The 25,074-nt window shown below is 70.2% G+C and carries 23 protein-coding genes and 2 pseudogenes; 8 read left to right on the top strand and 17 right to left on the bottom strand.

What is annotated here, in order from left to right:
• Positions 1-202 precede the first annotated feature (202 nt).
• Positions 203-1,216, bottom strand: coding sequence for a mechanosensitive ion channel family protein (locus Ate02nite_RS07970; RefSeq protein ID WP_239147217.1), 1,014 nt, complete (start codon positions 1,214-1,216; stop codon positions 203-205).
• Positions 1,217-1,449: 233 nt separating this feature from the next.
• Between Ate02nite_RS07970 and Ate02nite_RS07965 the strand changes: the two genes are divergently transcribed.
• Complete coding sequence (locus tag Ate02nite_RS07965; RefSeq protein ID WP_203801421.1) at positions 1,450-1,998, top strand: HNH endonuclease; 549 nt, start codon at positions 1,450-1,452, stop codon at positions 1,996-1,998.
• A gap of 139 nt (positions 1,999-2,137) precedes the next feature.
• On the opposite strand, the gene Ate02nite_RS07960 is transcribed toward Ate02nite_RS07965, so the two are convergent.
• Positions 2,138-2,926, bottom strand: coding sequence for a class F sortase (locus tag Ate02nite_RS07960; protein ID WP_203801418.1), 789 nt, complete (start codon positions 2,924-2,926; stop codon positions 2,138-2,140).
• Between the two features lie 44 nt (positions 2,927-2,970).
• Positions 2,971-3,459, bottom strand: a complete 489-nt coding sequence (locus tag Ate02nite_RS07955) for a hypothetical protein (protein ID WP_203801416.1) — start codon at positions 3,457-3,459, stop codon at positions 2,971-2,973.
• Positions 3,460-3,691: 232 nt separating this feature from the next.
• Here Ate02nite_RS07955 and ctaJ point away from each other — a divergent pair, with 232 nt between their 5' ends.
• From ctaJ to Ate02nite_RS07940, 3 genes are all read left to right on the top strand, one after another.
• Positions 3,692-3,946, top strand: coding sequence for an aa3-type cytochrome oxidase subunit CtaJ (gene ctaJ, locus Ate02nite_RS07950; RefSeq protein ID WP_239147210.1), 255 nt, complete (start codon positions 3,692-3,694; stop codon positions 3,944-3,946).
• Between the two features lie 52 nt (positions 3,947-3,998).
• Positions 3,999-4,406, top strand: a complete 408-nt coding sequence (locus Ate02nite_RS07945; protein ID WP_438871166.1) for a DUF5130 family protein — start codon at positions 3,999-4,001, stop codon at positions 4,404-4,406.
• A 123-nt stretch (positions 4,407-4,529) separates the two neighbouring features.
• Positions 4,530-5,096 (top strand): Uma2 family endonuclease, encoded by a 567-nt coding sequence (locus Ate02nite_RS07940; protein ID WP_203801414.1) that lies wholly within the window; start codon positions 4,530-4,532, stop codon positions 5,094-5,096.
• A 6-nt stretch (positions 5,097-5,102) separates the two neighbouring features.
• Here the strand turns inward: Ate02nite_RS07940 and pepN are convergent, their stop codons facing one another.
• On the bottom strand, positions 5,103-7,664 hold the full coding sequence (gene pepN, locus Ate02nite_RS07935) for an aminopeptidase N (RefSeq protein WP_203801412.1): 2,562 nt from the start codon (positions 7,662-7,664) through the stop codon (positions 5,103-5,105).
• A gap of 391 nt (positions 7,665-8,055) precedes the next feature.
• On the opposite strand from pepN, the gene Ate02nite_RS07930 reads away from it, so the two are divergent.
• The 3 genes from Ate02nite_RS07930 to Ate02nite_RS07920 are packed head-to-tail and all read left to right on the top strand — an operon-like array spanning position 8,056 to position 10,676.
• The gene (locus Ate02nite_RS07930) at positions 8,056-9,252 is read left to right on the top strand and encodes a DUF1015 family protein (protein WP_203801410.1); all 1,197 of its coding nucleotides are present in this window, start codon (positions 8,056-8,058) and stop codon (positions 9,250-9,252) included.
• Between the two features lie 35 nt (positions 9,253-9,287).
• Positions 9,288-10,193: an alpha/beta hydrolase gene (locus tag Ate02nite_RS07925; RefSeq protein ID WP_203801408.1), complete on the top strand. Its 906-nt coding sequence runs from the start codon at positions 9,288-9,290 to the stop codon at positions 10,191-10,193.
• 12 nt (positions 10,194-10,205) lie between these two features.
• Entirely contained in the window at positions 10,206-10,676 is a 471-nt protein-coding gene (locus Ate02nite_RS07920) for a ribose-5-phosphate isomerase (RefSeq protein ID WP_203801406.1), read from the top strand.
• Positions 10,677-10,895: 219 nt separating this feature from the next.
• Here Ate02nite_RS07920 and Ate02nite_RS49950 read toward each other — a convergent pair whose 3' ends face one another.
• Together Ate02nite_RS49950 and Ate02nite_RS07910 are read right to left on the bottom strand one after the other, a co-directional pair.
• Positions 10,896-11,285: a hypothetical protein gene (locus Ate02nite_RS49950; protein WP_438871165.1), complete on the bottom strand. Its 390-nt coding sequence runs from the start codon at positions 11,283-11,285 to the stop codon at positions 10,896-10,898.
• 257 nt (positions 11,286-11,542) lie between these two features.
• A complete protein-coding gene (locus Ate02nite_RS07910) occupies positions 11,543-12,766 on the bottom strand; it encodes a GNAT family N-acetyltransferase (protein ID WP_203801392.1) in 1,224 nt (407 codons plus the stop codon).
• A 91-nt stretch (positions 12,767-12,857) separates the two neighbouring features.
• Here Ate02nite_RS07910 and Ate02nite_RS07905 point away from each other — a divergent pair, with 91 nt between their 5' ends.
• The gene (locus Ate02nite_RS07905; RefSeq protein WP_203801390.1) at positions 12,858-13,436 is read left to right on the top strand and encodes a DNA-directed RNA polymerase II; all 579 of its coding nucleotides are present in this window, start codon (positions 12,858-12,860) and stop codon (positions 13,434-13,436) included.
• On the opposite strand, the gene Ate02nite_RS07900 is transcribed toward Ate02nite_RS07905, so the two are convergent.
• From Ate02nite_RS07900 to Ate02nite_RS07855, 11 genes and pseudogenes are all read right to left on the bottom strand, one after another.
• Complete coding sequence (locus tag Ate02nite_RS07900) at positions 13,429-14,304, bottom strand: SDR family oxidoreductase (protein ID WP_203801388.1); 876 nt, start codon at positions 14,302-14,304, stop codon at positions 13,429-13,431. The two genes, Ate02nite_RS07905 and Ate02nite_RS07900, sit on opposite strands and share 8 nt — an antisense overlap.
• A 28-nt stretch (positions 14,305-14,332) precedes the next feature.
• Complete coding sequence (locus Ate02nite_RS07895; RefSeq protein ID WP_203801386.1) at positions 14,333-14,704, bottom strand: AtzH-like domain-containing protein; 372 nt, start codon at positions 14,702-14,704, stop codon at positions 14,333-14,335.
• Between the two features lie 58 nt (positions 14,705-14,762).
• Positions 14,763-16,385 (bottom strand): SulP family inorganic anion transporter, encoded by a 1,623-nt coding sequence (locus Ate02nite_RS07890; RefSeq protein ID WP_203801384.1) that lies wholly within the window; start codon positions 16,383-16,385, stop codon positions 14,763-14,765.
• A gap of 2 nt (positions 16,386-16,387) precedes the next feature.
• The gene (locus Ate02nite_RS07885) at positions 16,388-17,053 is read right to left on the bottom strand and encodes a cysteine hydrolase family protein (RefSeq protein ID WP_203801382.1); all 666 of its coding nucleotides are present in this window, start codon (positions 17,051-17,053) and stop codon (positions 16,388-16,390) included.
• Between the two features lie 2 nt (positions 17,054-17,055).
• A complete protein-coding gene (gene biuH / locus Ate02nite_RS07880; RefSeq protein WP_203801379.1) occupies positions 17,056-17,748 on the bottom strand; it encodes a biuret amidohydrolase in 693 nt (230 codons plus the stop codon).
• Positions 17,748-17,828, bottom strand: a pseudogene (locus tag Ate02nite_RS49945) (hypothetical protein); the annotation flags it as partial. The pseudogene Ate02nite_RS49945 and the gene biuH, both read right to left, overlap by 1 nt.
• A gap of 86 nt (positions 17,829-17,914) precedes the next feature.
• Positions 17,915-19,066: pseudogene (locus tag Ate02nite_RS07875) on the bottom strand (allophanate hydrolase); the annotation flags it as partial.
• Between the two features lie 122 nt (positions 19,067-19,188).
• Positions 19,189-19,824 (bottom strand): GntR family transcriptional regulator, encoded by a 636-nt coding sequence (locus tag Ate02nite_RS07870; protein ID WP_203801365.1) that lies wholly within the window; start codon positions 19,822-19,824, stop codon positions 19,189-19,191.
• Between the two features lie 206 nt (positions 19,825-20,030).
• The gene (locus tag Ate02nite_RS07865; protein ID WP_203801362.1) at positions 20,031-20,537 is read right to left on the bottom strand and encodes an SRPBCC domain-containing protein; all 507 of its coding nucleotides are present in this window, start codon (positions 20,535-20,537) and stop codon (positions 20,031-20,033) included.
• A complete protein-coding gene (locus tag Ate02nite_RS07860) occupies positions 20,534-20,857 on the bottom strand; it encodes an ArsR/SmtB family transcription factor (RefSeq protein ID WP_203801353.1) in 324 nt (107 codons plus the stop codon). Before Ate02nite_RS07860 ends, Ate02nite_RS07865 begins: the two co-directional genes overlap by 4 nt.
• A gap of 288 nt (positions 20,858-21,145) precedes the next feature.
• Positions 21,146-24,862 (bottom strand): nSTAND1 domain-containing NTPase, encoded by a 3,717-nt coding sequence (locus Ate02nite_RS07855; RefSeq protein WP_203801350.1) that lies wholly within the window; start codon positions 24,860-24,862, stop codon positions 21,146-21,148.
• Between the last annotated feature and the right edge of the window lie 212 nt (positions 24,863-25,074).

Genomic DNA, 25,074 nt, shown 5'->3' with positions numbered 1-25,074 from the left:
CAGGTCCTCCATCGATCTCGGCACGCGCCGGGTTGCGACGAACGCCGGGTACGTCCCTGGGATTGACCCGCGGGACGTGATGCCGCATGTGCAGATGCTCAAGCGGATTCTGCCCGATCGTCCGAGTCGATGCTAGGGCGTACGGAACGAATGTCGGCCGTTCGGTGGAGTACCGGTATCCCCCGGAAGAACTAATCCCAGCTCAGGACGTACCCTCAGATTTTTGATCCGGGTCAGAAGGTTGCAAGAAAGATGGCGGCACCGCCGAGCGTGGCATCAATCGAGATGCGGCGATGCGTTCGGAGAAGCCGCCCAGCTCCAGCGCCTCGGTCAGCGCGCGGCGCAGGTCTCGCTGCACGGCCGCCTGGCCGTCCGCGGTGGTCTTGGCGATGGTCCGGATCACCGCGCCGTCCACGGTCAGCTGCTCTACCCCGATTACGTCCGGCGGCTCGATGAACTCCTTCTCGTGCTCGGGCGACGCGGACACCGTCTCGGCCGCCGTCCGCAGCACGGCGATCGCCTCCTCGGAGTTGACGAAGCCGATCGGGATATCGATCACCACGAGCGCCCAGCCCTGGCTCTTGTTGCCGACCCGGACGATCTCGCCGTTGCGGATGTACCAGAGCACGCCGCGCATGTCCCGGACCGTGGTGATCCGCAGGCCGACCGTCTCCACCACGCCGACCGCCTCGCCCAGGTCGACCGTGTCGCCCACTCCGTACTGGTCCTCGAGCAGCATGAACAGGCCGGCGATCAGGTCCTTGACCAGGCTCTGCGCGCCGAAGCCGAGCGCCACCCCGACGATGCCGGCGCTGGCCAGCAGCGGGCCCAGGTTGAAGCCGAGCTCACCGAAGACCAGCAGGACGGCCATCGTGAAGACCACGGCGGTGACGAAGCTGCCGAGCACCGAGCCGATCGCCTCGGCCCGCTGCCGGCGGCGTTCCGGGATGTACTGCCCGTCCTCGACCGCCGCGGCCGTCTTCTCCTTCAGCGGCTTCAGCAGGGCCGGCATCGCCGCCCGGCTGGTGCTGGTGGTGAGCCGCTTGATCGCCCGGTGCAGCAGCCAGCGGATCAGCAGGGCGATCAGAATGATCGCCAGGATCCGGAGCGGCTTCACGATGATCCAGTAACTGGAGTTGGCCAGCCACTGGTTGCCTGTCCAATCGAGGACGCGGCTGCACAACACGTCGTTGTCGCAGACCTTGGTGGTGTCGATCGACGTGAAGACCTCGGGCGTGGAGGTGGCCGCGGATGGTCCGGGAGTAGGGGCGAGAAGGAGCACGGGAAGCCACCGTACCGGGCGCGGCTGAGCCGGCTTTCAGGAGTCGCACAGCGCGCGGACCTCAGACGTTTACCGGACGGCTACGGATTGCGCTCGCAATTTGGTCATTCGTCAGGGACTATTGGCGCACGGAACCTGGACGCGAACTACACCGAAGGGTGATCGCGATGCCTGACATACGACCCGTAGTTGGCTCATCCGCGTTGGTACTGAACGCCACGTACGAGCCGCTGTGCGTCGTATCGGTGCGTCGAGCGACCATCCTGGTGCTGACCGCCAAGGCCGAGGCCGTCTCCGACGGTGAGGGCATCCTGCACTCGGTGCACACCAATCTCCCAGTTCCCTCAGTGGTCCGTCTCACGCGTTACGTGAAGGTGCCGTACCGCACACACATCGGCCTGTCCCGCCGCGCGATCTTCGCCCGGGACGGCGGCCGCTGCGCTTACTGCCGAGGTTCGGCCGAGACCATCGACCACGTGTTCCCGCGCAGCCGTGGTGGGCTGCACGCCTGGGAAAACGTGGTGGCGGCCTGCGCCAAGTGCAACCACAGCAAGGGCGACAAGACACCGGCGGAGCTCGGCTGGCGGCTGCACCAGGTGCCGGCCGCACCACGCGGGGTGGCCTGGCGGGTGCTCGGACACCGCACCCCAGACCCGCGTTGGGCCGACTGGCTCGACCTCCCTGCCGCCCCGGCCGAACGCGCCGAGGCGGCTTAATACTTTTGGGCGATTGCCGTCGATGAGGTGAGCCGCGGTTTTGCGACGCCCGCGGGGTTTGCGGGTGGCGGAAAACCGCGACTCACCTCATCGGCCTAAAGGGCAATCGCCCCCGCGGAGCGAAGCGGAGCCAGCCAGCTCAAGCCTTTCTGGTCTCTACCAGGGACGCGAAGACCACGATGTTGTCCTGGTAACCGGTCTTGCCGCCGATCCACTCGCCGCCGCACGTCATCAGGCGCAGCGAGGGGCGGCTGTAATCGCCGTAGACCCGCTGCACCGGCAGCTTGCCCTTGTCGAAGTGCTCCACCGAGTTGACCTCGAAGACGGCCACCGAGTTGTCGGCCCGGAGCACCTCGACTTTCTGGCCCGGCTTCAGCTTGGGCAGCTCGTAGAAGACCGACGGACCGCTCCGGGTGTCGGCGTGCCCGACGATCAGGGCCGGCCCGAACTGCCCGGGTGTCGGCCCGCCGTCGAACCAGCCGGCCTCGTTGTGCCGCTGCAGCGGGGGCACCGCCACCGAGCCGTCGGTGGCCAGGCCGACATCGAGGATCGGTGCCTCCAGCTTGATCGACGGGATGTTCAGCCGTTCCGGCCGGCTCGGGTCGAGCACCGGGAACGCCCGCGGCGGCGGCTCGTCGGACTCCGAACCGAACAGGTCCGGTAGATCGATGCTGGTCGCGGCGCCGATGCCCATCGCCACCAGGAACAGCCCGAAGAAGACCAGGGCCAGCACGATCAGGCCGACCGGCCAGCGCTGCTTGCCGCGGAAGGGTCGTGGTGGCGTCTTCGGCTGGACCCGGGGATGCGGGGCCCGGAAGGGAGGGCGCCCGGACTGGGCCCGGGGAGCCGGTAGCGGTCCGGTGATCGTGCCGGGCGGGGGCGCGGTGATGACCTGGGCGGGCTGCTTGCGCAGCACCGATTCGGGCATGCGCGCGCCGTTCCCCGGTGGCGGTCGGCGGGGCACCGGCGGACTCAGCCGAAGCGCCGGCGTCGCAGGGTCACTACCCACAGGGCTACCCCGGCGCCGATGACGGCCAGCCCGGAACCGATCAGCATCGGCGCATTGCGGCCGGGTGCCATGCCACCGCCGCCGGTGGCCGGGCCGCGGGCCGGTTCGACCTTGGCGACCACGTGCAGGGTGGCCGAGGCGGTCTTGCCGTCGGGGCAGCGCAGATCGACCTTGTAGTCACCCGGCTGGGTGCCGGACGGGATCCGCACGGTGGCGGTCAGCAGGCCGTACTGCGGGGTGACGGTCTGTGCGCCGAACAGCGCGGAGGAGACCGTCGCCGATTTGAGGTTGTCGTCACACGAGGCACGCAGCCCGACCTGGTCGCCGGCCGGCACCGTGCTGGGGTTGATCTCGAGGTAGATGGCCGCGGCCTGCGCCGCCGGCGCATCGAGGAACAGGACGAACAGGCCCATGAGCAGCGCCGACAGGGCGGCGGGGACGGACAGTCGCATGAGATCCCCCTCCTGCCGTCCGTGGCCACGAGGGTACGAACGGCGCGTGAGGGTGATTTTCGCATCTCTATGCCATCTCCGCGTAGATCCCGATGGCGTGGAACATGGGTTTCGACACCCGACGGTCCGGCAGGACTCGCTCTCCGCTACCGTGACTCTTGTTCGGATCAACTGGGAACACAGGCGCCTGGGGGCGTTGAGGTTGTCGATATCAAGCACCGTTCTGGTCTTCGTGATCATTCCGGCGGGTGTCATCCTGCTGGTGGCTTCGCTCGTCCTCGGTGGCGGCGACCGCACCAAGCCGACCCGTCGCTACCGCCCGGGCCGGCCGTACGACTTCCAGCCGATCTGGTTCCTGGCCTCGCCGGATCAGGTCATCGCAGTGGCGCACCCCGACCGGGCCGCGATCGAGGCACCGTTCCTCGAGGACGCTTCGGGTGCCCGGGTCCTCCCCGGCCCTACAGGAGGCGCAAGTGACAGTTGGTGACCTGCACGCGAATCAGCCGCTGACCGCGCTGGCCAAGCCGGGCGGCGAAACCCTGTCGGCCGCACCCGAGCTGGCCCGGCCGGTCCAGGGTGACCCGGCCGGTGACGGTCCCTTCACGACCCGGCAGCTGCTGCGCCTCGACGAGGCGCTGCGGGTGGCCGACAAGCAGACCGGCCTGACGTTCAGCGTCTACATCGGCGAGATGGAGACCCCGAGCCGGGCCTTCGTCGAGAAACTGCAGAAGCAGATCGAGGACGCCGACTACGCCGTGCTCGTGGCCGTGTCGCCTAACCAGCGCAAGCTGGAGATCGTCACCGGCAACGAGGCGCGCAAGCGCATCTCGGACCGGGACGCGAAACTGGCCGGGCTGTCGATGGCCGCCGCGTTCGCGGGTGGCGACCTGGCCGGGGGAGTCCTGGCCGGCATCGACCAGCTGGCCTCGCACGCCGGCCGGCACTGAGCTTTCGACAAAAGGGGCCCGCAAGGGCCCCTTTTTCATGTGCCAAATCAACCGGAAATCCGGCGGCAACAACCGACTGTTAGTAGGCTTGTACTCCGCGTACACCCCAATGACGGAGGTGTGATGACGACGCAGGCTGCTAGCCCGCCGGTCCGCTGGAGTGCTCCCGACGGTGTCTGGACGGAGCCCGATCTCCATCTCTTCCCGCAGGACGGCCACCGCTACGAGATCGTCGACGGTTGCCTGCACGCCGGCCCGCCCCCGCCCGAGTCGCACGAGGCGATGGTCCGGGCGATCATCAGCACGCTGCGCTCGGCCGCCCCGCCCGGCTGGTGGGTCTGCGACCGGCGCGGGATCGTGATCGGTGACAGCAACCTGGTTCCCGACGTCACCGTGCTGCGACCGCGCTCGTCCGGTTCGATCTGGACCGACCCGGCCGACGTGGCCCTGGTGGTCGAGGTGGAGACCTCGGCGACCCGCCGCTACGACCGCATCCTCAAGCCCACGCTGTACGCGGAGGCCGGCATTCACGCCTTCTGGCGGGTCGAACCAGGACACGTCACGCCGATCCTGCAGACCTATCGCCTCAGCGGCGTCCAGTACCGCGCGGAGCACAGAATCGAGGGCGCCGAGCCGGTCAAGCTCGACGCCCCCTATCCGATCAGGATCGCCCCAGCGGCCTGGGCCTAGCGAGGCCTAAGCAGACGCGGCCGTGTCGCGGGCGCGTGCTTGGAGCGCCCGCACCACGCCGTCCCGGCCCTCGGCCACCAGCCGGCGCAGCGACGCCGGGTGCCCGTCCCGAGCCAGCCAGGCGTCGGTCAGCGCGATCGTCTCCGGGTTGATCTGCAGGTACGGGTAACCCATCATCACGAACTCCTGGGCCGGCTCCGAGTCCGAGCGGGCCCAGACGTCCCCCACCACGTCGAAGAACTTCGCGGCGTACGGCGCGGTCAGCTCCACCTGCTTGATGCTCTGGAAGCCGGACAGCAGCGACCGGTTCAGCCAGTTCGGGATCTCGGCCTCCCCGGTCAGCTCGGCCCACACCGTCGCCTTGTTCTCCGCGGTCGGGATCAGCGCCCGGGCGACCGCCGCTTCCCGCTCGCCACTGGCGGTGCGGTCGCCGATCAGTTCGTCCTCGATCTGGTCGATGGACACCGCGCCCAGCCCGGCCAGCGACTGCAACAGGCTCCAGCGCAGCTCGGTGTCGATGACCAGGCCCGCCGGCACGCCCTCGCCGGCCAGCCAGCCGCGCAGCACGGCCTGCTCGGCCTCGGTGCGGGTGGCCGAGATCAGCGACCGGGCCCAGCTCAGCTGCCAGCCACTGCCCGGTTCGGCGGCAGCCAGCGAGGTGCGGGCCAGCTCGGCCAGTTTCGCCCAGCCCTCGGGCTGCCAGGCCGGGTCGGCGTACTGCGCGACCGCGCTGGCGGCCTGCCGGGCCGTCCAGGTGGTCAGGTTGATGTCGGTCTCCCGGGGCAGCCCCGAGCAGACCAGGGTGACGTAGTCGCGGGCGGCCAGCTCGGCGTCGCGCAGCATGTCCCACGCCGCGTTCCAGACCAGCGCCCGGGCCAGCGACGAGTCGATGCCGCCGATGTGGGTGACCACCGCGGCCATCGACTGCTCGTCGAGGCGCAGCTTGGTGTACGACAGGTCGTCGTCGTTGAGCAGCAGCACGTCGGCGGCGCGCACCCCGGTCAGGGCGGCGATCTCGGTGTGCTCGCCGGCCACGTCGACCTCGAGCAGGTCGCGGCGGACCAGCCCGTTGCCCTCGACGTCGTAGAGGCCGATCCCGATCCGGTGGGTGCGCAGCGTCGGGTAGTCGGCCGGGGCCTCCTGCTGCACGACCACGCTCGCGTAGGTGCCGTCGGCGGCCAGCGTGATGATCGGGCGCAGCGTGTTGACCTGCGCGGTCTCCAGCCACTGGGCGGCGAACTTGCGCAGCTCGCGACCGGACGCGGCTTCCAGCTCGGTGAGCAGGTCGTCGAAGGTGGCGTTGCCCCACGCGTGCTTGGCGAAGTACGACTTCAGGCCGGTGAGGAACGAGTCCAAACCTACATATGCGACCAGCTGTTTGATCACGCCGGCGCCCTTGGCGTACGTGATGCCGTCGAAGTTGACCTCGACGGCCTCCAGGTCGGGCATCTCGGTGTAGACCGGATGCGTCGAGGACAGCTGGTCCTGCCGGTAGCCCCAGCTCTTGCGCACCGACAGGAACGTCGTCCAGGCGTCGGTGAACCGGGTGGCCTCGGAGTTGCACCAGTGGCTGGCCCACTCGGCGAACGACTCGTTCAGCCACAGGTCGTTCCACCAGCGCATGGTGACCAGGTCGCCGAACCACATGTGGGCGAGCTCGTGCAGGATCGTGTTGGCCCGCTGCTCGTACTCGAAGTCGGTGACCTGCGAGCGGAAGATGTAGTGCGCCTCGGCGTGCGTGACGCAGCCGAAGTTCTCCATCGCGCCGGCGTTGAAGTCGGGCACCCACAGCTGGTCGTACTTCGGCAGCGGGTAACGCACCCCGAACTGCTCCTGGAAGAAGTCGAAGCCCTGCTTGGTGACCGTGTGCAGGTCCTCGACGTCCAGGTACTGGGACATCGACGCGCGGCAGAAATAGCCCATGTCGACGCCGTCGTGGGTCTGCCGCACCTCGTAGTACGGCCCGGCGCAGATCGCGGTGATGTACGTGCTCATCGGCGGCGACGTCTGGAAGTGCACGGCCTTGGCGCCCGGACCGGCCTCGACGACGGTCGCGGCCGGCATGTTGGACATGACCTTCCAGTGCTTCGGCACGGTCGCGTGCCAGGTGTAGACGCTCTTCAGGTCGGGCTGGTCGAAGCACGCGTAGACCCGCTGCGCGTCGGCCGTCTCGAACTGGCTGTAGAGGTAGATCTCCTTGTCGACCGGGTCGAGACTGCGCTGCAGGCCCTGCCCGCTCGCCGAGTAGGCGAAGTCGGCGTCGACCACCAGCTCGTTCTCGGCGGCCAGGCCCGGCAGGGTCAGACCTTTCTCGGCCGCGAAGCCGGTCAGGTCGAGCGGCGCGCCGTTCAGCGTGGCCGACCGCACCGACTGGGCGGCGGCCTCGATGAAGGTCTCGGCCCCCGGCTCGGTGCACCGGAAGGTGACGGTGGTGATGGAGCGGAAGGTGCCGTCGCCCGGATTGCCGTACCCGTCGGTCAGGTCCAGCGCGATGTCGTATCCGGTCACCTCGAGCAGGCGGGCGCGATCGGCGGCCTCCACCTGGGTCAAGTTTCGAACTCCGGCCACAGCCACTCTCCTTAAGAGCGCACAAGCTATTCCCCGCCAGACTAAGCGGACGCGCCATGCGTAGGCGCACCCGGAGTGCATGCTTCTGACGTAAACGCACCACCCGGGCGGACTACCGGTCGTTGGATGGGGGTAGAAGACCGCACATGAACGACCGGAGGCAGCCAGATGTCCGAGACCGAGACGGTCGCGTCGTCAAGCATCGCCGTGCACCGCGGCGACTGGGGCGATCTGACGCCCGAGCTGGCGGCGATGGTGGCGCCTCCGGTGAGCGTCTCGGCGACTCCGGTAGACCGACCGGTCGGAGCGTGGCGAAAAGCACAGTTAGCCAGGTCACGCGGGAACATGCCGGTTACCCGGCATCAGCGTCCGACCAGGTAAATTGCGCGCCATGACGACGGTCGTGCATTCGATCAGCCGGGCCTGGCTCACCACCGGGGCCACCGGCGCGCAGAACTACGACGAGTTCGCCGACGACGCCGAAATCACCGCCATCATCTCCGCCAACCCGCACAGCGCTCTCGCCGTCGAGATGCCGCACCTGGCGCCCGACAGCCTGGGCAAGTCCTTCACCGACTCCCTCCCCGACGCGGTTGCCCGGCTCGCGCTGGAGCGCGCCGAGGGCGGCTACGCACCGTCTGAGCACGTCGTCGTGCTCTATCGGATCACCGCACCGGGCGAGCCCACCGCGTACGGCCTGTGGAGCATGGTCGACACCGACCAGATCTCCGCCAGCGCCGACGAGGCGGGGCTGGTCATCCGCAACGAAGAAGTCTTCATCGAGAAGGTTCGCGAGCGGGTCGCCCTGGCCCGCGCCGTGAGCACGCTGCTGTCACCCGTACTCCTGCTGCAGACCGGCAAGGGTGACGAATTGCACGCGGCCCTCGCGGCCGCGACCGAGTCGGCGGGCGAGCCCGCCGCGACCGACACCGACCAGACCGGCCGCACCCATGCCATCTGGCCGATCGGCCCCGGACCGCTGCAGGACGAGCTCACCACGCTCGCCGGCGGCGGCGAACTGGTGGTTGCCGACGGCAACCACCGCAGCCTGGCCGCCCAGACCGGCCGCCTGCCGCGCTTCCTGGCCGTGGTCACCACCCCGGCCTCGGTTGCCATCCAGCCCTACAACCGGCTGGTCAGCGAGCTGCCGATGCCGCCCGAGGAGTTCCTGACCCGGCTGCGGGGATCGGGCGCCGAGGTGATCGAGCTCGCCGAGCTGGAAACCCTGGTGAAGGGCACGATCCAGATCTACCTGGACGGCCGCACGTTCGGCGTCCAGCTGCCGGTCGACAAAAACCTTCCCGACGTGGAAAACCTGGATCACGCGCTGGTCGAGCGGGAACTGCTGGGCGACGTGCTCGGCCTGGACCCGGGTGACAAGCGAATCTCCTACATCGGCGGCGACTACCCGGCCGAGTGGCTGCGTGGCGAGGTCGACGCCGCCCACGCCGAGCTGGCGGTGCTGATCGCGCCGGTCACGGTCGACGACTTCGTCGCCGTCAACCTGGAACGGCAGAAGCTGCCCCGCAAGAGCACCTGGTTCACTCCGAAGGCGCGTGGCGGCCTCGTCCTGGCCCAGCTCGACTGACCGTCCGCCGCCCCACCACCACCCTTGACTGGAAAATGACTCTTAACCCACAGGTGACGGCGGCGGACAAGCTCCGCCGCCGTCCACCGGCCGACGGCGACCCCTACGAGCGGCTGGTGCAGTCGCGGGCCGCGATGGAAGAGGCGGTCGACCTAGAGTGCGGCCCGGCCATCCCGCTGCCGGTAGTGGTGGACGTAGACGCTGATGGCGTCCCGTGCCGCCTGTATGCGACAAAGCCGGATGCGCCGCTGTTCATCTATCTGCACGGCGGCGGCTGGTGCTACGGCAGCATCGAGACGGTCGACCGGGTCTGCCGCCGGATCGCCGACCGCTCAGGTTGTGCCGTCCTGTCGGTCGGCTACCGCCTGGCCCCTGAACACGTGTTCCCGGCCGCGCTGGACGACGTCGAGACTGTCATCTCCTACGCCCGTAAATCGGACATGGGCGTCGATTCAACCCGGCTGGCGATCGGCGGCGACAGCGCCGGCGCCCAACTGGCCACGATCGCGGCGCGGCGGCAGCGCGATGCCGCCATGCCGCTGGACTACCAGGTCCTGATTTATCCGGCGCTCGATCCGATGACCGCCGCCGAATCCTACGAAGAGCTCGGCGAATACGGCCTGGACCGCGCCTCGATGAAGCTGGCCTGGGAAACGTATGTCCCCGATCTGATGCAGCGGCTCACCCCCGACGTGGCGATCTTCGCGACCGCCGACCTGGCCGGCATGCCACCCACGCTGATCATCACGGCCGAATACGACGCCCTCCGCGACGAGGGCGCCGACTACGCGGACGCGCTGGTCACCGCCGGTGTCTCGGTGGTGCACACCCGCTACATGGGGGTGAATCACGGCTTCGCCCGCAAGCTCGCGGTGATCGACGCCGCACGCGCCGCGACGGATCAAGTAGCGTCCTCGCTGCGCGCGGCCCTGACCTTCTGAGAGACTTCCGACATGCGTGTCTACCTGGGTTCGGACCATGCCGGTTACGAACTGAAGATGCACCTCGTCAACCACCTGATCAAGCAGGGGCACGACGTCGTCGACGTGGGACCGCACGTCTACGACCCGGAGGACGATTACCCGGCCTTCTGCCTGCACACCGGGGCGAAGGTGGTCGCCGACGAGGGTTCGCTCGGCATCGTCATCGGCGGTTCCGGCAACGGCGAGCAGATCGCCGCCAACAAGGTCGAGGGCGTCCGCGCGGCCCTGGTCTGGCGCACCGAGATCGCGCAGTTGGCCCGCCAGCACAACGACGCCAACGTGATCAGCATCGGCGCCCGCGAACACACCCTCGACGACGCCACGTCCTTCGTCGAGACGTTCCTGGCCACGCCGTTCTCCGGCAACCCGCGCCACGCCCGCCGCATCGCCCAACTCACCGAGTGGGAAAGCACGCGAAAGCTCCCCGACCTACCTTCTTAGAGCAAAACCACCAGAAAAGTACGCCCTAGGAAAAGTCCCGTGGCGCACGGCCGGCCGGGTGGGTGGCAAGCCCACCACCCGGCTACCGGCCCGTACCCGGTGGCGATCCAGGCTCGCGGGCTGGCGCCCGCCTCGCCCGCGCCAGTTGCGCCGCGCGCGTTGCTCGCGGCGCGCGGTGGCCCGCCCCCACATCCGATTTTTCCCCTGACGGGCGAAATCTCAGCGGTTGCGGGGCAGCTCTTCGCGCGGGACCCAGTTGCGGCGGACGATCACCAGGTTGCGGTCGGCGTCGGCCAGATGGGTCTCGCTCGGGCGGGCCGCGTCCCGGGCGCGTAGCGCCGCACCCACGCTGACCTGCGACGAACCCGAACCGACAAGCCCGCGCAGGCCGCGCTCGGACTCGCGCTCATCGCCGGCCGGGCCCGGCGCCCCGCCCGGCTGCGGCGCGCCCGCAGGCCGGCGGGGAAAGGCCGGGCGAGACCGCTCGCCGTTCTCCGGCCGAGGCCGCTCGCCGTTCTCCGGGCGAGGCCGATCGGCATTTTCCGGCCGAGGTCGATCGCCGGTTTCCGGCCGGGGCCGTTCGACATGGTCCGGGCGTCGTTGTTCCACCGTTTCCGGCTGCGCCTCGGGGGCGGCCACCGGCCCGGGGGTGCCGGCCATTGCGGGGGTGCCTGCCGCCTCAGGGGCGGCTGCTGGGTCGGGGTCGGCTACCGGGCTGGTAGTTGCGCTCCCCGCGGCCGGGACGGCGGCCTCGTCGTCCGTGGGTGGCGCGGCCGCAGCCGCGCTGGACGACGAGGGGGGACGCACGCGGCGGCGTCGGCGTTCGGGCTCGGCCATGTCGCCGACGGTACCGCCGCGAAGGTCACTCAGAACACCTCGATGGCATTCGGCAGCCGGTCCCAGCCGAACGCGGTGGCCGGGAAGTTGTCGGTCAGGCGCTGCACGCGGCCGGCCGCGTGCAACGCGCTCAGCGTGGTGCCGCCCAGGTAGACCGCGCCCAGCTCGGTGATCGAGCAGGCCACGTCGGCCGGGTCGGTGGTGCGCACGCAGGTGGTCTTGTCGGGGCCGGCGGTCAGGCGCCAGCGGCCGCTGTTCGCGCTGATCAGCGGGTCGGTGACGGCGAGCACCACGTCGACCGGGCCCAGGTAGCGGCGGGCCTCGAGAGCGGCCGGCAGGTCGATCAGGCGGATCCACAGCGCGTCGCTGAAGCCACGCCCGAGCCGGCGCGGCTCGTCGACCAGGTATTGAAGCGGCTCGTCGAGCGCGGCGAAGTCGTAGCTGGTGCTGCGGGTCAGGTCGATGCCGAACAGGAAACGCCAGAGCTCCGCATAGACCCCGGGATCGTCGGCGACGATCTCGGTGACCCGCACCTGGCCGTTCGGGCCGTAGTCGTCCCAGCCGTCCTTGACCCGCCACATCGCGTAGCCCTCGGGGCCGTTCGGGCCTTCGAAGAGCACGCCCTTGCGGGTGGTGGCTCCGTCGCGCCAGGCCGACGGGTCCCGCAGGCGGCGGTCCCACCAGGCGCCGGGACGGCTCGACCACCCGACTCGGGCGGGGCGCACCCTCTCGTACAGCATCTTGAGATCTTCGGCCGCCTCGGTGGGCTCGATGAGCCGCAGCCGGCCGTCGGCCGACGGCGCGGCGGGGGTGATGTGCACCTCACGGGTCATCGCGTTCAGTTCGAGGCGCGCCGCCGCCGGACCGTAACCGAAGCGCGGGTAGATCGTGGTTTCGCTGGCCCAGAGCACCGCGACCGGTTCGCGGCCGGCCTCGGCGAGCTCGGCCAACTGGCGATGCATCATCGCGGTGAGCAGGCCACGACGGCGGTGGGTGGGCAGCACGCCGACGCCGGTGACGTGAGCGGCCGGAATGACCGCGCCCGGTACGGTGAGGTCTCGGGTCAGCGCGGTGGTGTGGCCGACAACCGAGCCGTTGTCGTCGGCGACCAGGGATCGCTCGGGCTCGAAGAGGCGGCGGTCGAACTCGCGGGCATCGTCGTCGAAGTCGTGGTGAAAGACGTAGCCCTCGATGTCGAGGATCGCGGCATGGTCATCGGCGGTGGCCTGACGCAGGCGCACGGAATCGTCCATGTGCATCTGTGTAACGGACGGAGCGCTCTGCGGCCAATGATTTGTTGGCTCGCTACTCTCGTTGGTGGGGGCCGATCGAATGGGGGAACTGATGCCGGAGCAACCGCAGTGGTCTGAGCGGACGCTCGACATGCCGCCGCAGGATCCGTGGGCCGACCAGCCCACGGCGCCGGGGCCGGTGACACCGCCCGATCCTGACGCGGCGCCGTTCAGTCGCGGTCGCGCGCAGGTAAACCCGCAGATCCACCACACGCAGCGGTACGCGGAGCACGAGCCGACCGGCATCGGCTGGCCGGGCGCCGACGCCCCGCCGCACCGGGGGATGACCTGGCGCTGGAGCGAACTGCGCCGCGGCAGCGAGTGGACCACCGCGGCGGTGCTGTTCGCGTTCGTCTGCTGGGGCGTGTGGTCGCTGTCGTCCGGTGGCGGCGTGCTGGGCACCCCGCTGATCGTGTTCGCGGTCACCCTGGCCGTCGCGGTCGGCGTCTTCTGCCTGGCCCGCGTCGTCGGCTATTACGTGCTGGAGCGCTCGTTCGGCCGCCAGCGCCGCACGGCCCGCGGCTCCCACCTGATCACCGCGCTGTTCCTGGCCGGCGTCGGCGTCGCCGACCTGCAGCAGACCCAGTGGGTGATGGACGCCTTCCACTGGGTGAGCGGTCAGGTCAACTGACCGGCTTGCCGCCGGTGATGCCGAGCACCTCGCCGGTGGTGTAACTGGAGTCGTCGCTCGCGAAGTAGACGTACGCCGGCGCCAGCTCGGCGGGCTGTCCGGCCCGGCCGAGCGGGGTGTCGGCGCCGAACTTCTCGACCTTCTCGTCGGTCATTGTCGACGGGATCAGCGGCGTCCAGATCGGCCCGGGTGCCACCGCGTTGACCCGCACGCCCTTGCCGGCCAGTTCCTCGGCGAGCGCCTTGGTGAAGGACACGATGCCGCCCTTGGTGGTGGCGTAATCGAGGAGCGCGAACGACGACTGGTAGGCCTGGATCGACGCGGTGTTGATGATCGCCGACCCGGGTCGCAGGTGCGGCAGCGCGGCCCGGCACAGCCAGAACATCGCGTACAGGTTGGTCTTCAGCACCCGGTCGAACTGCTCGGTGGTGATGTCGGCGATCCCGCCGGGCTGCTGCATCTGATAGGCCGCGTTGTTCACCAGGATGTCCAGCCGGCCCAGGTCGCGGACGGCCCGCTCGATCAGGTCGGCGCAGTGTTGTTCGTCGCGGATGTCGCCGGCCACGGTCACCGCCTTGCGGCCGGCCTTCTCCACGTACGCCGCGGTGTCCCGCGCGTCGGCCTCCTCCTCGGCCAGGTGGGAGATGAGCACGTCGGCGCCTTCCCGGGCGTACGCGATGGCCACCGCCCGGCCGATCCCGGAGTCGCCGCCGGTGATCAGCGCCACCCGGCCGGTCAGCCGGCCGCTGCCGCGGTAGCTCTCCTCGCCGTGGTCGGGCCGGTCCGGCATGGCGCTGGTCAAGCCGGGCGGCTGCTGGTCGCCGCCGTCGAGGGCCGGGCCGGGATATCTGCTGCGCGGATCAGTCATGCACGAGGTATGCCCTGGTAGACCCGGATCATGCGGACGGTTCGGAGACGTGCGCGTGCACGATTCGCCAGCCCTCGGGCAGGCGCACCCAGGTCTGGGACTGGCGGCCGAGCACGTCGCTGCCCGGGTAACCGAACAGCGTCGTGACTATCGCGGTGCTTACGCCGTACGCCTGGATGTCGGTGTCCTTGAGACGACGGCCCGGCGGCAGACCGCCCTGGGCGAGTCGCCACTCGGCCTGTTCTTCGATTCCGGCCTGCTGGTCGGCGATGCCGTAGCGGAGCGCGCGGGGGGCGAAGAAGCCGAGGATGGCTTCGACGTCGTTGGCCACCAGCGCGCGTTCGTAGGCCTCGAAGGCGGCGCCGACCTCGGCGATGACGTCCGGCCGGTCGATCTCCACGTTCGTTCCCTTCGGTCGGGGGCGGCCCGGCCATGGGCCGGGCCGCCGCGGAAAGATGTCAGGCCTTGGCCGGCACCGGAACGCCGCCCTCGGGAGCCTCGGTGAACGTGTTGCCCTGCACTTCCTCCGACTCGAGGAGCTTCAGTTCCTCGGCGTCGGGTTCGCGCGGGGCCGGCTTGGTGAGCGCGAAGAGTACGCACACCAGGCCCAGGAACAGGTAGCCCAGTGTCACCTGCCCGTTCGCGTTGAACTGCACCTTCGCGGCGTGGATCAGGCCGACGAAGGTGAGCACCGCGCCCGAGCCCGCGAAGATCGCGGCGTGCCAGAACCGCTTGTCGATGATGAACGCGACGATCGCGCCCAGCACCAGACCGGCCAGGATGGCGCCCTCGCCGAGCGTTTTCAGGCCGTCGTAGACGACTCCGGCACCGGCCAGGGCCTCCGTGCCGACCTGCGCGGCGGTGGTGCCCGCCGCGGACAGGGCGTTGTCCATCATTCCGGTGACCCACTGGGCGATGTTCGGCACCAGCGCCGCCACCACGGCCGCCGCGTGCGCCCGGGGGGTGGCCTGGAACGCCTGCGCGCCGATCAGCAGGCCGATGTAGAGCAGGATGGGGACGATCGCCGGGGTGGGGAAGATCGCGCCGAGCAGGCCGAACAGGCCGAAGAAGCAGAGCAGGGCGATGACCACGCCGGTCGCCATCGAGTAACCGGTGCGGCCGCCGGCCGCCTTCCAGCCGGGGTGGCCGACGTAGACGGCGGGCGGGAACGGCGAGCCGAGGCAGGAGCCGATGATCGCGCCGGCGCCGTCGGCCAGCAGCACGCTGCGCAGGTTGTAGCGGTCGCCGGCGGTGGCGGCGCTCTCCACGTTGGTCATCGCCTCGGTGAAGTTGTAGACGCCGAGCGGGATCGCGGTGGCCAGCAGCGGGGCCATGTCCTTGAGGCCGTCGATCAGCAGGTCGAACTTGAGGTGCGGGAACGCGAACGCGATGTCCTTGGCGGCGCTTGTCACGTCGGGCACGCTCATCGCGCCGCCGATCCAGCCGATCGCGGTGCCGACCAGGAGCGCGGCCAGGCCGATCGGGAAGTTGAACGGCAGTTTGATGTCGGTGAGCAGGCCGATCAGCAGCAGGCCGAAGACCGGCAGGGCGATCCAGGCGGCCTTCCACATGTTGCCGGCCGGGTTCATCGAGATGAACGTGATTGAGATGCCGGCCAGGGTGCCGAGCATCGCGGCCTTCGGGGCGTACTTACGGATGTACGGCCCGACGAACGCGCCGATCAGCACGATCACACCGATGATGAACGCCCAGGCGATGCCTGCGGTCCAGGCCTGGATCGGGTTCTTGGTGGTCAGGTAGATCGGCAGCATGATCACGAAGATCACGATGAACATGTGCGGGACGCTCGGGCCGTACGGCATGGCCGTGACGTCCGTGCGGTTCTCCTTCGCGGCCAGCCGCCGCGCCAGGTAGGTGTAGTAGACGTTGCCGGCCACCAGGGCGATGCCGAGGGCCGGGAGGATGACGCCGAAGACGTCGCCGGCCGGCATCTTGATGACGCCGATGCAGAGTCCGGTGAGGGTGAGGACGTTGACCAGAACGTTGACGCCGAAGCCGAAGAAGGCGTTGGTGTCTCCGCGAACCCAATACGGCAGCTTGGCCGTGGTTATTGTGCTCATCTCTACTCCTGAATGGCAGCGATCACTGAGGGGGATTCGGCGACCCAGCCGAAGATGCCGCCCTGGGCGGCGATCATCTTGAGGCCGACCTGCTGGAACTCGGGGAAGTAGGAGCCGACGCAGTCGGCCAGGACCAGGCACTCGTAGCCGCGGTCGTTGGCTTCCCGGACGGTGGTGTGGACGCAGACCTCGGTCGTCACGCCGGTGACGATCAGGCTCTTGGTGCCGAGCTTGTCCAAGACGTCGCTCAGCTCGGTCGCGTAGAACGCACCCTTGCCCGGCTTGTCGATGACGACCTCACCGTCGACCGGCTGGAGCTCGTCGACGATGTCGTGGCCGTACTCGCCCTGGATCAGGATGCGGCCGAACGCGCCCGGGTCGCCGATGCGCATGCTGGGTGCGCCGCGGCTGAGCTTCGCCGGGGGACAGTCGGACAAATCGGGTTTGTGGCCCTCGCGGGTGTGGATAACGGGCAGGCCGGCCTCGCGCCAGCCTTTGAGCAAGGCCGCGAGCGGCTCGATCGTTCTGCGCAATTGGGACACATCGTTGCCGAGGCTCTCGCCGAAGCCGCCGGGGAGCAGGAAGTCCCGCTGCATGTCGATCACGACCAGCGCGGTGCTGTCCTTGTCGAACGAGAAAGGCCCGGGTTGGGCGTCCACAGTGGGCATCGTCAGACCTCCGTTGCCGCGATCACGTCGTCCGAGGTGGCGACGCAGCCGAAGACGCCGCCCTGCATGGTGACCATGTGCAGGGCGGCGGTGTGGTTGGACGGATCGGTGGCCCCCGTGCAGTCGCTGAGGATCAGGCACTCGTAACCGCGGTCATTGGCCTCCCGCATGGTGGTGTGCACGCACACGTCCGTGGTGATGCCGGTGAGGATGATGTGGGTGATGCCGTGCGTGCGCAGCACCAGGTCGAGGTTGGTGGCGTAGAACGCGCCCTTGCCCGGCTTGTCGACGATGACCTCGCCGGCCACCGGGGCCACCTCGGGCACGATCTCCCAGCCCGGCTCGCCGCGCACCAGGATCCGGCCGCACGGGCCGTCGGCACCGATCTCGGCGCCGATCTGGGCCGATCGCCAGCGCTTGTTGGGAGGCAGGTCGGACAGGTCCTGGTCATGCCCCTCGCGGGTGTGGATGACAAGCATGCCCAGCTCCCGGACGTGTGCCAGGAGTTTGGCGGTGGCCGGCAGCCCGGCCCGGGTGAGCTCGATGTCGTAACCCATCGAGTCGACGTAGCCGCCCTTGCCGCAGAAGTCGACCTGCCAGTCGATGCAGATCAGCGCGGTCCTGCTCACGGGAACCGACCCGTCGTAGGGCCAGAGATACGGGTTGGCCTTGACCGGCCCGATCATCGCGGTCATCAGTTCGCTCCTTTCAACCGGAAGTTCCGCCAGCCGCCGCCGGCGGTGATGTCCTGGGCACCGGTCGCCGCGTATCCCTCGCAGCGGAAGCCGGTGACCTCGGTGCCGTCCTCGAGTGCGACCCGGCCATGCTGTCGTCGACCGGCAGCGAGCGGGCGTAGAGCATCAGCGTCTCGTCGCTGAAGGCCGGGCCGAACAGGGTCAGCGAGGCGGGCCGGCCGTCGGCGGTGAACCCGTTCGGCACGGTCACCGCGGCCATGTCCAGCAGGTTCGCGAACTGGGTGTAGCGGCCCAGGTTGAGATTGCGGCCGACCGGGTCCTCGGCGATCTCGGCGTGCGTGTACGTGGTGCCGATCGTCGGCAGGACCAGCACGTCAGCCTGCTGCCAGATCCGGTCGGCCTGGCGTTTCAGCTCCTGAAGGCGGTGCTGGGCGCGGAAGGCATCGGCGGCGCTGAACCCGTACCCGGTCTCCAGAATTTGTTTGGTGATCGGCAGGAACGCGTCGGGCCGGTCGGCGAGGAACTCGCCGAGGTCGGCCAGCCGTTCGGCCACCCACGGCCCGCGATAGAGCAGGTCACCGGCTTCCAGCAATGGTCCGATGTCGACCGTCAGGTCGCCGGTGAAACGCGCGAACGCTTTCTCCTGCCCGGCATCTCCAAAAAAATCAAGGCTTTCCGGTACGGCGACCTTCGGTGCCGCGATCAGGGGCCGGTTCCCCTCGCGTGACCACGGATCCGTCTCGACCCGGCCACGTGTCGCCCGCAGCACCCGGCCGGCCAGGTCGAGGTCGGGCGCGAAGATCGAGACGCAGTCCAGCGATCGGCAGGCCGGCACGACGCCGAGAGTGCTGAGCAGGCCGCGGGTCGGCTTGATCCCGACGATCCCGTTGAGGGCGGCCGGCACCCGGCCGGAGCCGGCCGTGTCGGTGCCGAGCGAGAACGCGACGGTCTTGTTGGCGACCGCGACCGCCGACCCGGAACTCGATCCGCCGGAGATCAGCCCACCGCCGAAGACGCTCTCCGGACTGTCGTACGGGGAGCGGGCGCCGGTCAGCCCGGTGGCGAACTGGTCGAGATTGGTCTTGCCGACCACGATCGCGCCGGCGTCTAGCAGCCTCTGCACGACCGGGGCGTTCCGTTCCGGCCGGTAGGCGAAGCCGGGGCAGGCGGCCGTGGTGGGCAGTCCCGCGACGTCGATGTTGTCCTTCACCGCGAACGTCACCCCGGCCAGGGGCAGCGCGGGATCGATCTCGTTCACGCGTTCGTGCAGCTGAGCGGCGGTGAAGGTGCTTATCCAGACACCCTCACTGGCGCTCACCCGGGCGAGCGTCTCCTCGACGACCTCGTGTGCTTCCACACCGTCGATTGTCGACAATCCTGTTTCGGCGACAGCTTCGTTTTGTAACGTCGCCGTTTCCCGCTGTGTTTTTGCGGCTTGCGCTAGGCCAGGTAGGCCCGGGCGCCGTGCTCGCCGAGCGCCTTCAGGATGCCGGCCGAGTCGCCGCGCTCCACCGCCGCGAACAGGCGTTCGTGCCGCACCACGCCGTCCTCGGCCCGTGCGGTCTCGGCCTCACGCCGCATGTTGACCGCCATGTAGAGCTGGATCCGCACCAGGACCGACCCGTACAGATCGGCCAGCTGCCGGTTGCCGCCGAGCCGCACCACCTCGGTGTGGAACCGCCGGTGCGCGTTCGCCAGCTCCAGGCGGTCGTCCGCCTCGGTGGCCTTGCGCATCACCGCGAGCGCCGCGCGGAGCCCGGTCAGGTCGGGTTGGGCCGGCATCGCGGCGACCGCGTGCCGCTCCAGGACGTCGCGCACCTCGTAGAGCTCGGCCACGTCCTCGTCGGAGAGGGTGGCCACCCGCGCACCCCGGCGTGGGATGTGCTCGACCAGCCCCTGCTGGGCGAGAAGCCGCATGGCCTCGCGCAACGGGGCCCGGCTGATGCCCAGACGGCGGGTCAGTTGCTCCTCGACGAGCCGTTCGCCGGGATCGCTCCGCCCGCTCAAGATGTCTCGCCGCAGCCGGTCGACGGCAAGCTCGACGAGGCTGTACGTCTCCAGCTCTTCGTCGCTCACCCTTGGCAGTGTGCCAGCCCGGGGGAAATCGCTATCCGACGCCTTCCTCGTTTTCGTCTTTCTTCTTGCGGCCGCGGATGCTCGGCCAGAACGCGGCCAGGATCATGGCTGCGCCGATCACGATGAGTGAACTCCAGAGCCAGGTCATGCGCGGAGGTTACCCGGCCCGGCCCACCGCTGTCGGTGGGCCGAACCGGCAGCATGCGTCATTCGACGAGGTTCTTACCCGTCTCCACCAGCGTCTTCAGGTCGCTGAGGATCCACGCCCAGCCACCTCCGGCCCCGCTGTCCTCGGTGCCGGCCACCATCGCGGCGGTGGCCGGTGCGCCGGTCAGTTCGTGCGTGACGGTCAGCTTGTAGACGCCCGGCTGCATCTTGGCTTCTTCGATCTCGTAGGTGAGCGTCGTGAACGGCTCGGCCGCCGTGGTCGGGTCCATCAGCATCCGCCAGGTCTGGACCAGCCGCCGCGGCGGATCGGCCTCGAGCACCTCGCCGTCCACGATCGTGTCCGGCACCTCGAAGCCGCCGGCCTTGCCGAACTCCTTCATCTCCGCGGTGGCCGCCTGGCGGAATGACCCGCCCTTGTGCAACTCGTAGTAACCGGGCGACTGGTACGCATACCGAGAGTTCCACTCGGGATCTGTGATGGCCGCCCAGATCCGCTCCGGCGTGGCCTTGATCCAGACCCGGTAGACCTGAGTCGTGTCGCTCATGGTTGGTCCTCCTCCAGCGCGTTCTTGAGATCGATGAGAGTCGTGACGTGGTGCTCGGTGTACTTGTCGATCCACCGGTCGTGGATCAGCCGGATCGGGACGGGGTTGAGGAAGTGCAGCTTTTCCCGGCCGGACCGGCGAGGGACGACGAGCCCCGCCTCCTCGAGCACCTTGAGGTGCTTGGCGACCCCGAAACGGGTCATCGGGAGCTCGGACTCCAGCTCGCCGAGGGTGCGACCGTCCCGCTCGAAGAGCAGATCGAGCAGGAACCGACGACTCGGGTCGGCGAGTGCCTTGAACACTCGGTCGTCGTCATCCATGACGCTAAGTTAGGTGACCAAAAGGTCACATGTCAAGGGCGTCGCCCAGTGTGACGAGTTGCTGATTCCCGGTCAGATTTAAGGACCTCCTAATGGACGCGCATCGAAGATGGGCGTTACGTTGGCGGCCGGATTACTGGAAACCTTCAAGATTGGGAGTGCTCCCAGATCCGCCGGCACGCCCCGTTCATCGGGGCGTCAGATGCTCCCCGGCGTCGGAGTTCTTCCTCTTCGTCGGTGTTGAGACGGCACAGCGCCGGGTGGCGGCCCGGCGCTGTGCCCCTTTTGTCAGGAGCAGAGGGGGCTGCGCGGGTCGTTGGCCGGCAGGTACAGGGCGCGTTCCTGGTCGGTGAGGTCGCGGCCGACCGCGCGGCAGATCTTGTCGATGGCGGCGGGCGGGGCCTGGAGGGTGACGTCCCACAGGCGCACGATGCCGTCCGCACCGGCCGTGGTCGCCAGGGTCCGGCCGTCGGGGCTGAAGGCGAGTGCCCACACCGGGCCGGTGTGGCCGGTGCGGGTCAGCGGGCGGCCGCCGGCCACGTCCCACAGGCGGGCCGTCGTGTCCTCGCCGCCGGTGGCCAGCGTGCGGCCGTCGGGGCTGAAAGCGACCGCGTTCACGGCGCCGTCGTGGCCGGTGAGGGTGGCGCGCTGCTGGCCGCTGCCGACGTCCCACAGGCGGGTGGTGCCGTCGGTGCCGGCGGAGGCGACGGTGTGCCCGTCCGGGCTGAACGCCACGCTGCCGATCGCGTTGGTGTGGCCGGTGAGTTTGGCGCGCAGCCGGCCGTCCGCGACCTCCCAGAGGCGGACCGCGCGGTCGATGCCGCCGGTGGCCAGGGTGCGCCCGTCCGGGGAGAACGCCACCGAGGTCACCGGGGCGAGGTGGCCGGTGAGCGTGGCCTGCAGCCGGCCGCTGGGCAGCTGCCAGAGCCGGGCGGTACGGTCGTCGCCGGCGGTGGCGAGCAGACGCCCGTCGGGGCTGAACGCGACGGCCAGCGCGGGGCGGGATTCGTCTCCGTCGAGGACGGTCCGGGCCGGGCCGCCGGCGACGTCCCAGACGCGGATCGTGCCGTCGTGGCCGGTCGAGGCGATGCTGCGGCCGTCCGGGGCGAAGGCGAGCGCCAGCACCTCCCCGGTGTGCCCGGTCAGGATGGTCCGCTTCGGCCCGCCGGGCAGATCCCACACCGTGACCGTGCCCTTCTCACCGGCGGTGGCCAGCGTGCGCCCGTCCGGGCTGTACGCGACCGCGTAGGCCGGATTGCCCGGATCGGTAAGCGTGCTGCGGGGCCGGCCGGCGGCCACGTCCCAGAGCCGGACCGAGCCGTCGACGCCCGCGGTGGCGAGGGTGTCGCCGTCGGTGCTGAACGCAACCGCCATCGAGGCGCCGGCGAGGCTGGTCAGCGGCCGGCCGGTGGCCACGTCCCAGAGCCGGGCGGTGTTGTCGTCGCTGGCGGTGGCCAGGGTGTGCCCGTCGGGGCTGAACGCGACCGAGTACACGTAGCTGGCGTGGCCGGTGATCGTCGCCCTGCTTCGTCCGCTCGCGACGTCCCACAGCCGCACGGTCTTGTCCTGGCCGCCGGTGGCGAGGGTGCGCCCGTCCGGGCTGAAGCTGACCCCGAGCACGGAGCCGTCGTGGCCGCGCAGGGTGCGGCGCACCGTGCCGGTGGCGACGTCCCACAGTCGGACCGTGCTGTCGACGCTCGCGGTGGCCAAGGTGCGGCCGTCGGGGCTGTAGGCCAGCGCGTAGATGATCCCGGTGTGGCCGGTCAGCGTGCGGCGGGTCTGTCCACTCGCGACGTCCCAGAGCCGGATCGTGCGGTCGCCGCCACCGGTGGCCAGGGTCTGCCCGTCGGGGGCGAAGGCGAGCGAGTAGATCGAGCCGGTGTGGCCGGTCAGGGTGCTGACCGGGCCGCCACCGGCGGTGGGCCAGATCAGCACCGAATGGTCGTTCGAGCCGACCGCGACCGAGGCGCCGTCCGGGCTGAACGCCACCGACAGCGCGGGCTTCGTGTGTCCGGTGAGCACGGCCAGGGTTCGGCCGCCGGCGGCGTCCCAGAGCCGCGCGGTGTTGTCGTCGCCGGCGCTGACCAGGGTCCGCCCGTCCGGGCTGAAGGCCACCGCCCGCACCAGCTCGGTGTGCCCGGTCAACCGGCGCCGCAGCGGGCGGGCCGAGGCCGCGTAGAGGCTGCTCGTCGCCTCGGCCGTCGGCTCGGTCCGATAAGCCCGCACCGCCAGCAGCGCGGCCAGGTCCGGGTCCGAGCCGAGCAGCGCCGCCGACTGCGCGGCCAGCTGACGGGACAGGGCCACCCGCCGCGCGTCCACCGCCGTCGAGCGCTGCAGCAGTGCCAGCCCCGTCGCCACCAGCGCCACCACCAGCAGCGCCGCCAGCACCGCGGTGAACCTGCGGGACCGCCGCTCGCCGGACCGTTGATGCGCCCGGCTCGCCGCCAGCAGCTCCGCGGTCGCGGCCGGCAGCCGTCTGCGCGCCGACCAGTCCGCTCCCTCGGCCAGATCGGTGCCGCGCAACAGGTCGCCCGGGTCGCGGTGGGCGCTCCAGCGGGCGTACTGCTCCCCGGCGCGGCGCAGCCAGTCCTGGAAGCGGTGGTCCTGCTCCACCCAGCCGCGCAGCGCGCCCCAGTCCCGGATCAGCGAGTCGTGCACGAGTTCGGCCACCGGCACCCCGGGTCCCGCACCCGGCTGGACGATCCGGGTCGTCACCACCCGGTGCGCGGTCAGGACCCCCAGAACCTCGTCGACCATCCGGTGCGGCGGGAGCGCGCCGACCGCCGGATCCGGCGGCAGGGCCAGCTCCCGCAGCGCCGACAGCGGCACCTGCTGCCGGACGGCCGGCACCCGGTGGGCGTCGTCGGCGGGCCGGACCAGCGCGGTCAGCAACTCCCGCGCCACGCCCTGCCGCGCGGCCGGCAACTGCTCCAGCACCGTGTCGCACCACGTCGCCAGGCCGCCGGTCACGCCGCCGACCCGCTGATAGGCGTCGTGGGTCAGCACGCCACCCTGCCGCCGTTGCCACAACTGCTGCAGGGTCAGCTCCAGCAGTGGCAGGACGGTGGTCGGGCAGTGCCGGGCCTCGACGGCGTCCGGGTCGGCGCTGAGCACGTCGGCGACGATCCGGTCGGTCAGGCCGTCCTGCACCTGCAGGCCTACCGCCTCGGCCGGGCGGGTGACGATGTCGCGCAGGTCCCGCACGGTCAGCGTCGCCGGGACGTTGACCAGGGCCAGCGCCTCCAGCAGGCCGGGCGCCTGCGAGGCCAGCCGCGGATAGAAGTCGTCCCGCATGATCAGCAGGACGGTCAGGCCGGGTCGGCCGACCAGCCCGGTGAGCCGGTCGAGGGCCTCGCGGTCCGAGGCCGGGGTCAGCAGCTCCTCGAACTGGTCCACCACCAGCAGCGTCCGGCTGTCGGTGCCGGTGGGGGCCGCGACGGCGAGGTCGTCTCCCGGCCGGGCCGACACCACCGACCACCGGTCCCCGCCCGGCAGCTGGCCCGCCGCCAGCGCCGGCACCACCCCCGCCTGCACCAGCGACGACTTGCCCGCACCGGACGGCCCGAGCAGCAGCACGCCTCGCCGGTGGGCCGCCAGCCCGGCCAGTACCCGCTGCACCGCCGTCTCCCGCCCGTGGAACCACTGGGCATGTTCGGCCGTGAAGCTCTCCAGCCCCCGGTACGGGCACACCTCCGGCCGCACCCCGCGCCGCCGGCCGGACCGCGCCGCCGCCAATTCCTGGGCCATCTGCGCGTGCCAGCCCCGCCACGGCCGCAGGTCCGGCTCGCTCGGCGTGCCCGCGTGCAGGGCGCAGGCCCGTACGAACGCCTCCACGAACTCCCACGCCGCGGTCGACCGCCCGGTCAGCTTGTCCTGGATCGTGCCCCGGGTGTACGGGCTGCCGACCTTGTCGGTCAGCCGTTCCAGATCGCGCACCGAGGGCCCGCCGGAGTCGACCTGCAGCCCGCGTAGCCGTACCGCGAAGTCCTGCACCGGATCGTCCACGTCAGCTCCCGGATGTCGATGTCGCCGTGGGCTGTCCGTGAGGTGTCCGGGAATCTCGCCGGACACCACCCCGGACAGGTCTGCTGGGCGCACTGACCGGCCCGGCCATGATCCCGGTCGATCCTTTCAGCGGCCGACCGGCGTCGATAGCCGAAAGGCGACAGCCGGGGGACTGTCCACAGTCGGCAGTCCGTCATGGCCGGACGACAACC

This window comes from Paractinoplanes tereljensis (assembly GCF_016862435.1).
Lineage (GTDB): Bacteria > Actinomycetota > Actinomycetes > Mycobacteriales > Micromonosporaceae > Actinoplanes > Actinoplanes tereljensis.
Note: the sequence above shows the minus strand (reverse complement) of the source record. Positions and strands in the feature narration are given on the sequence as shown.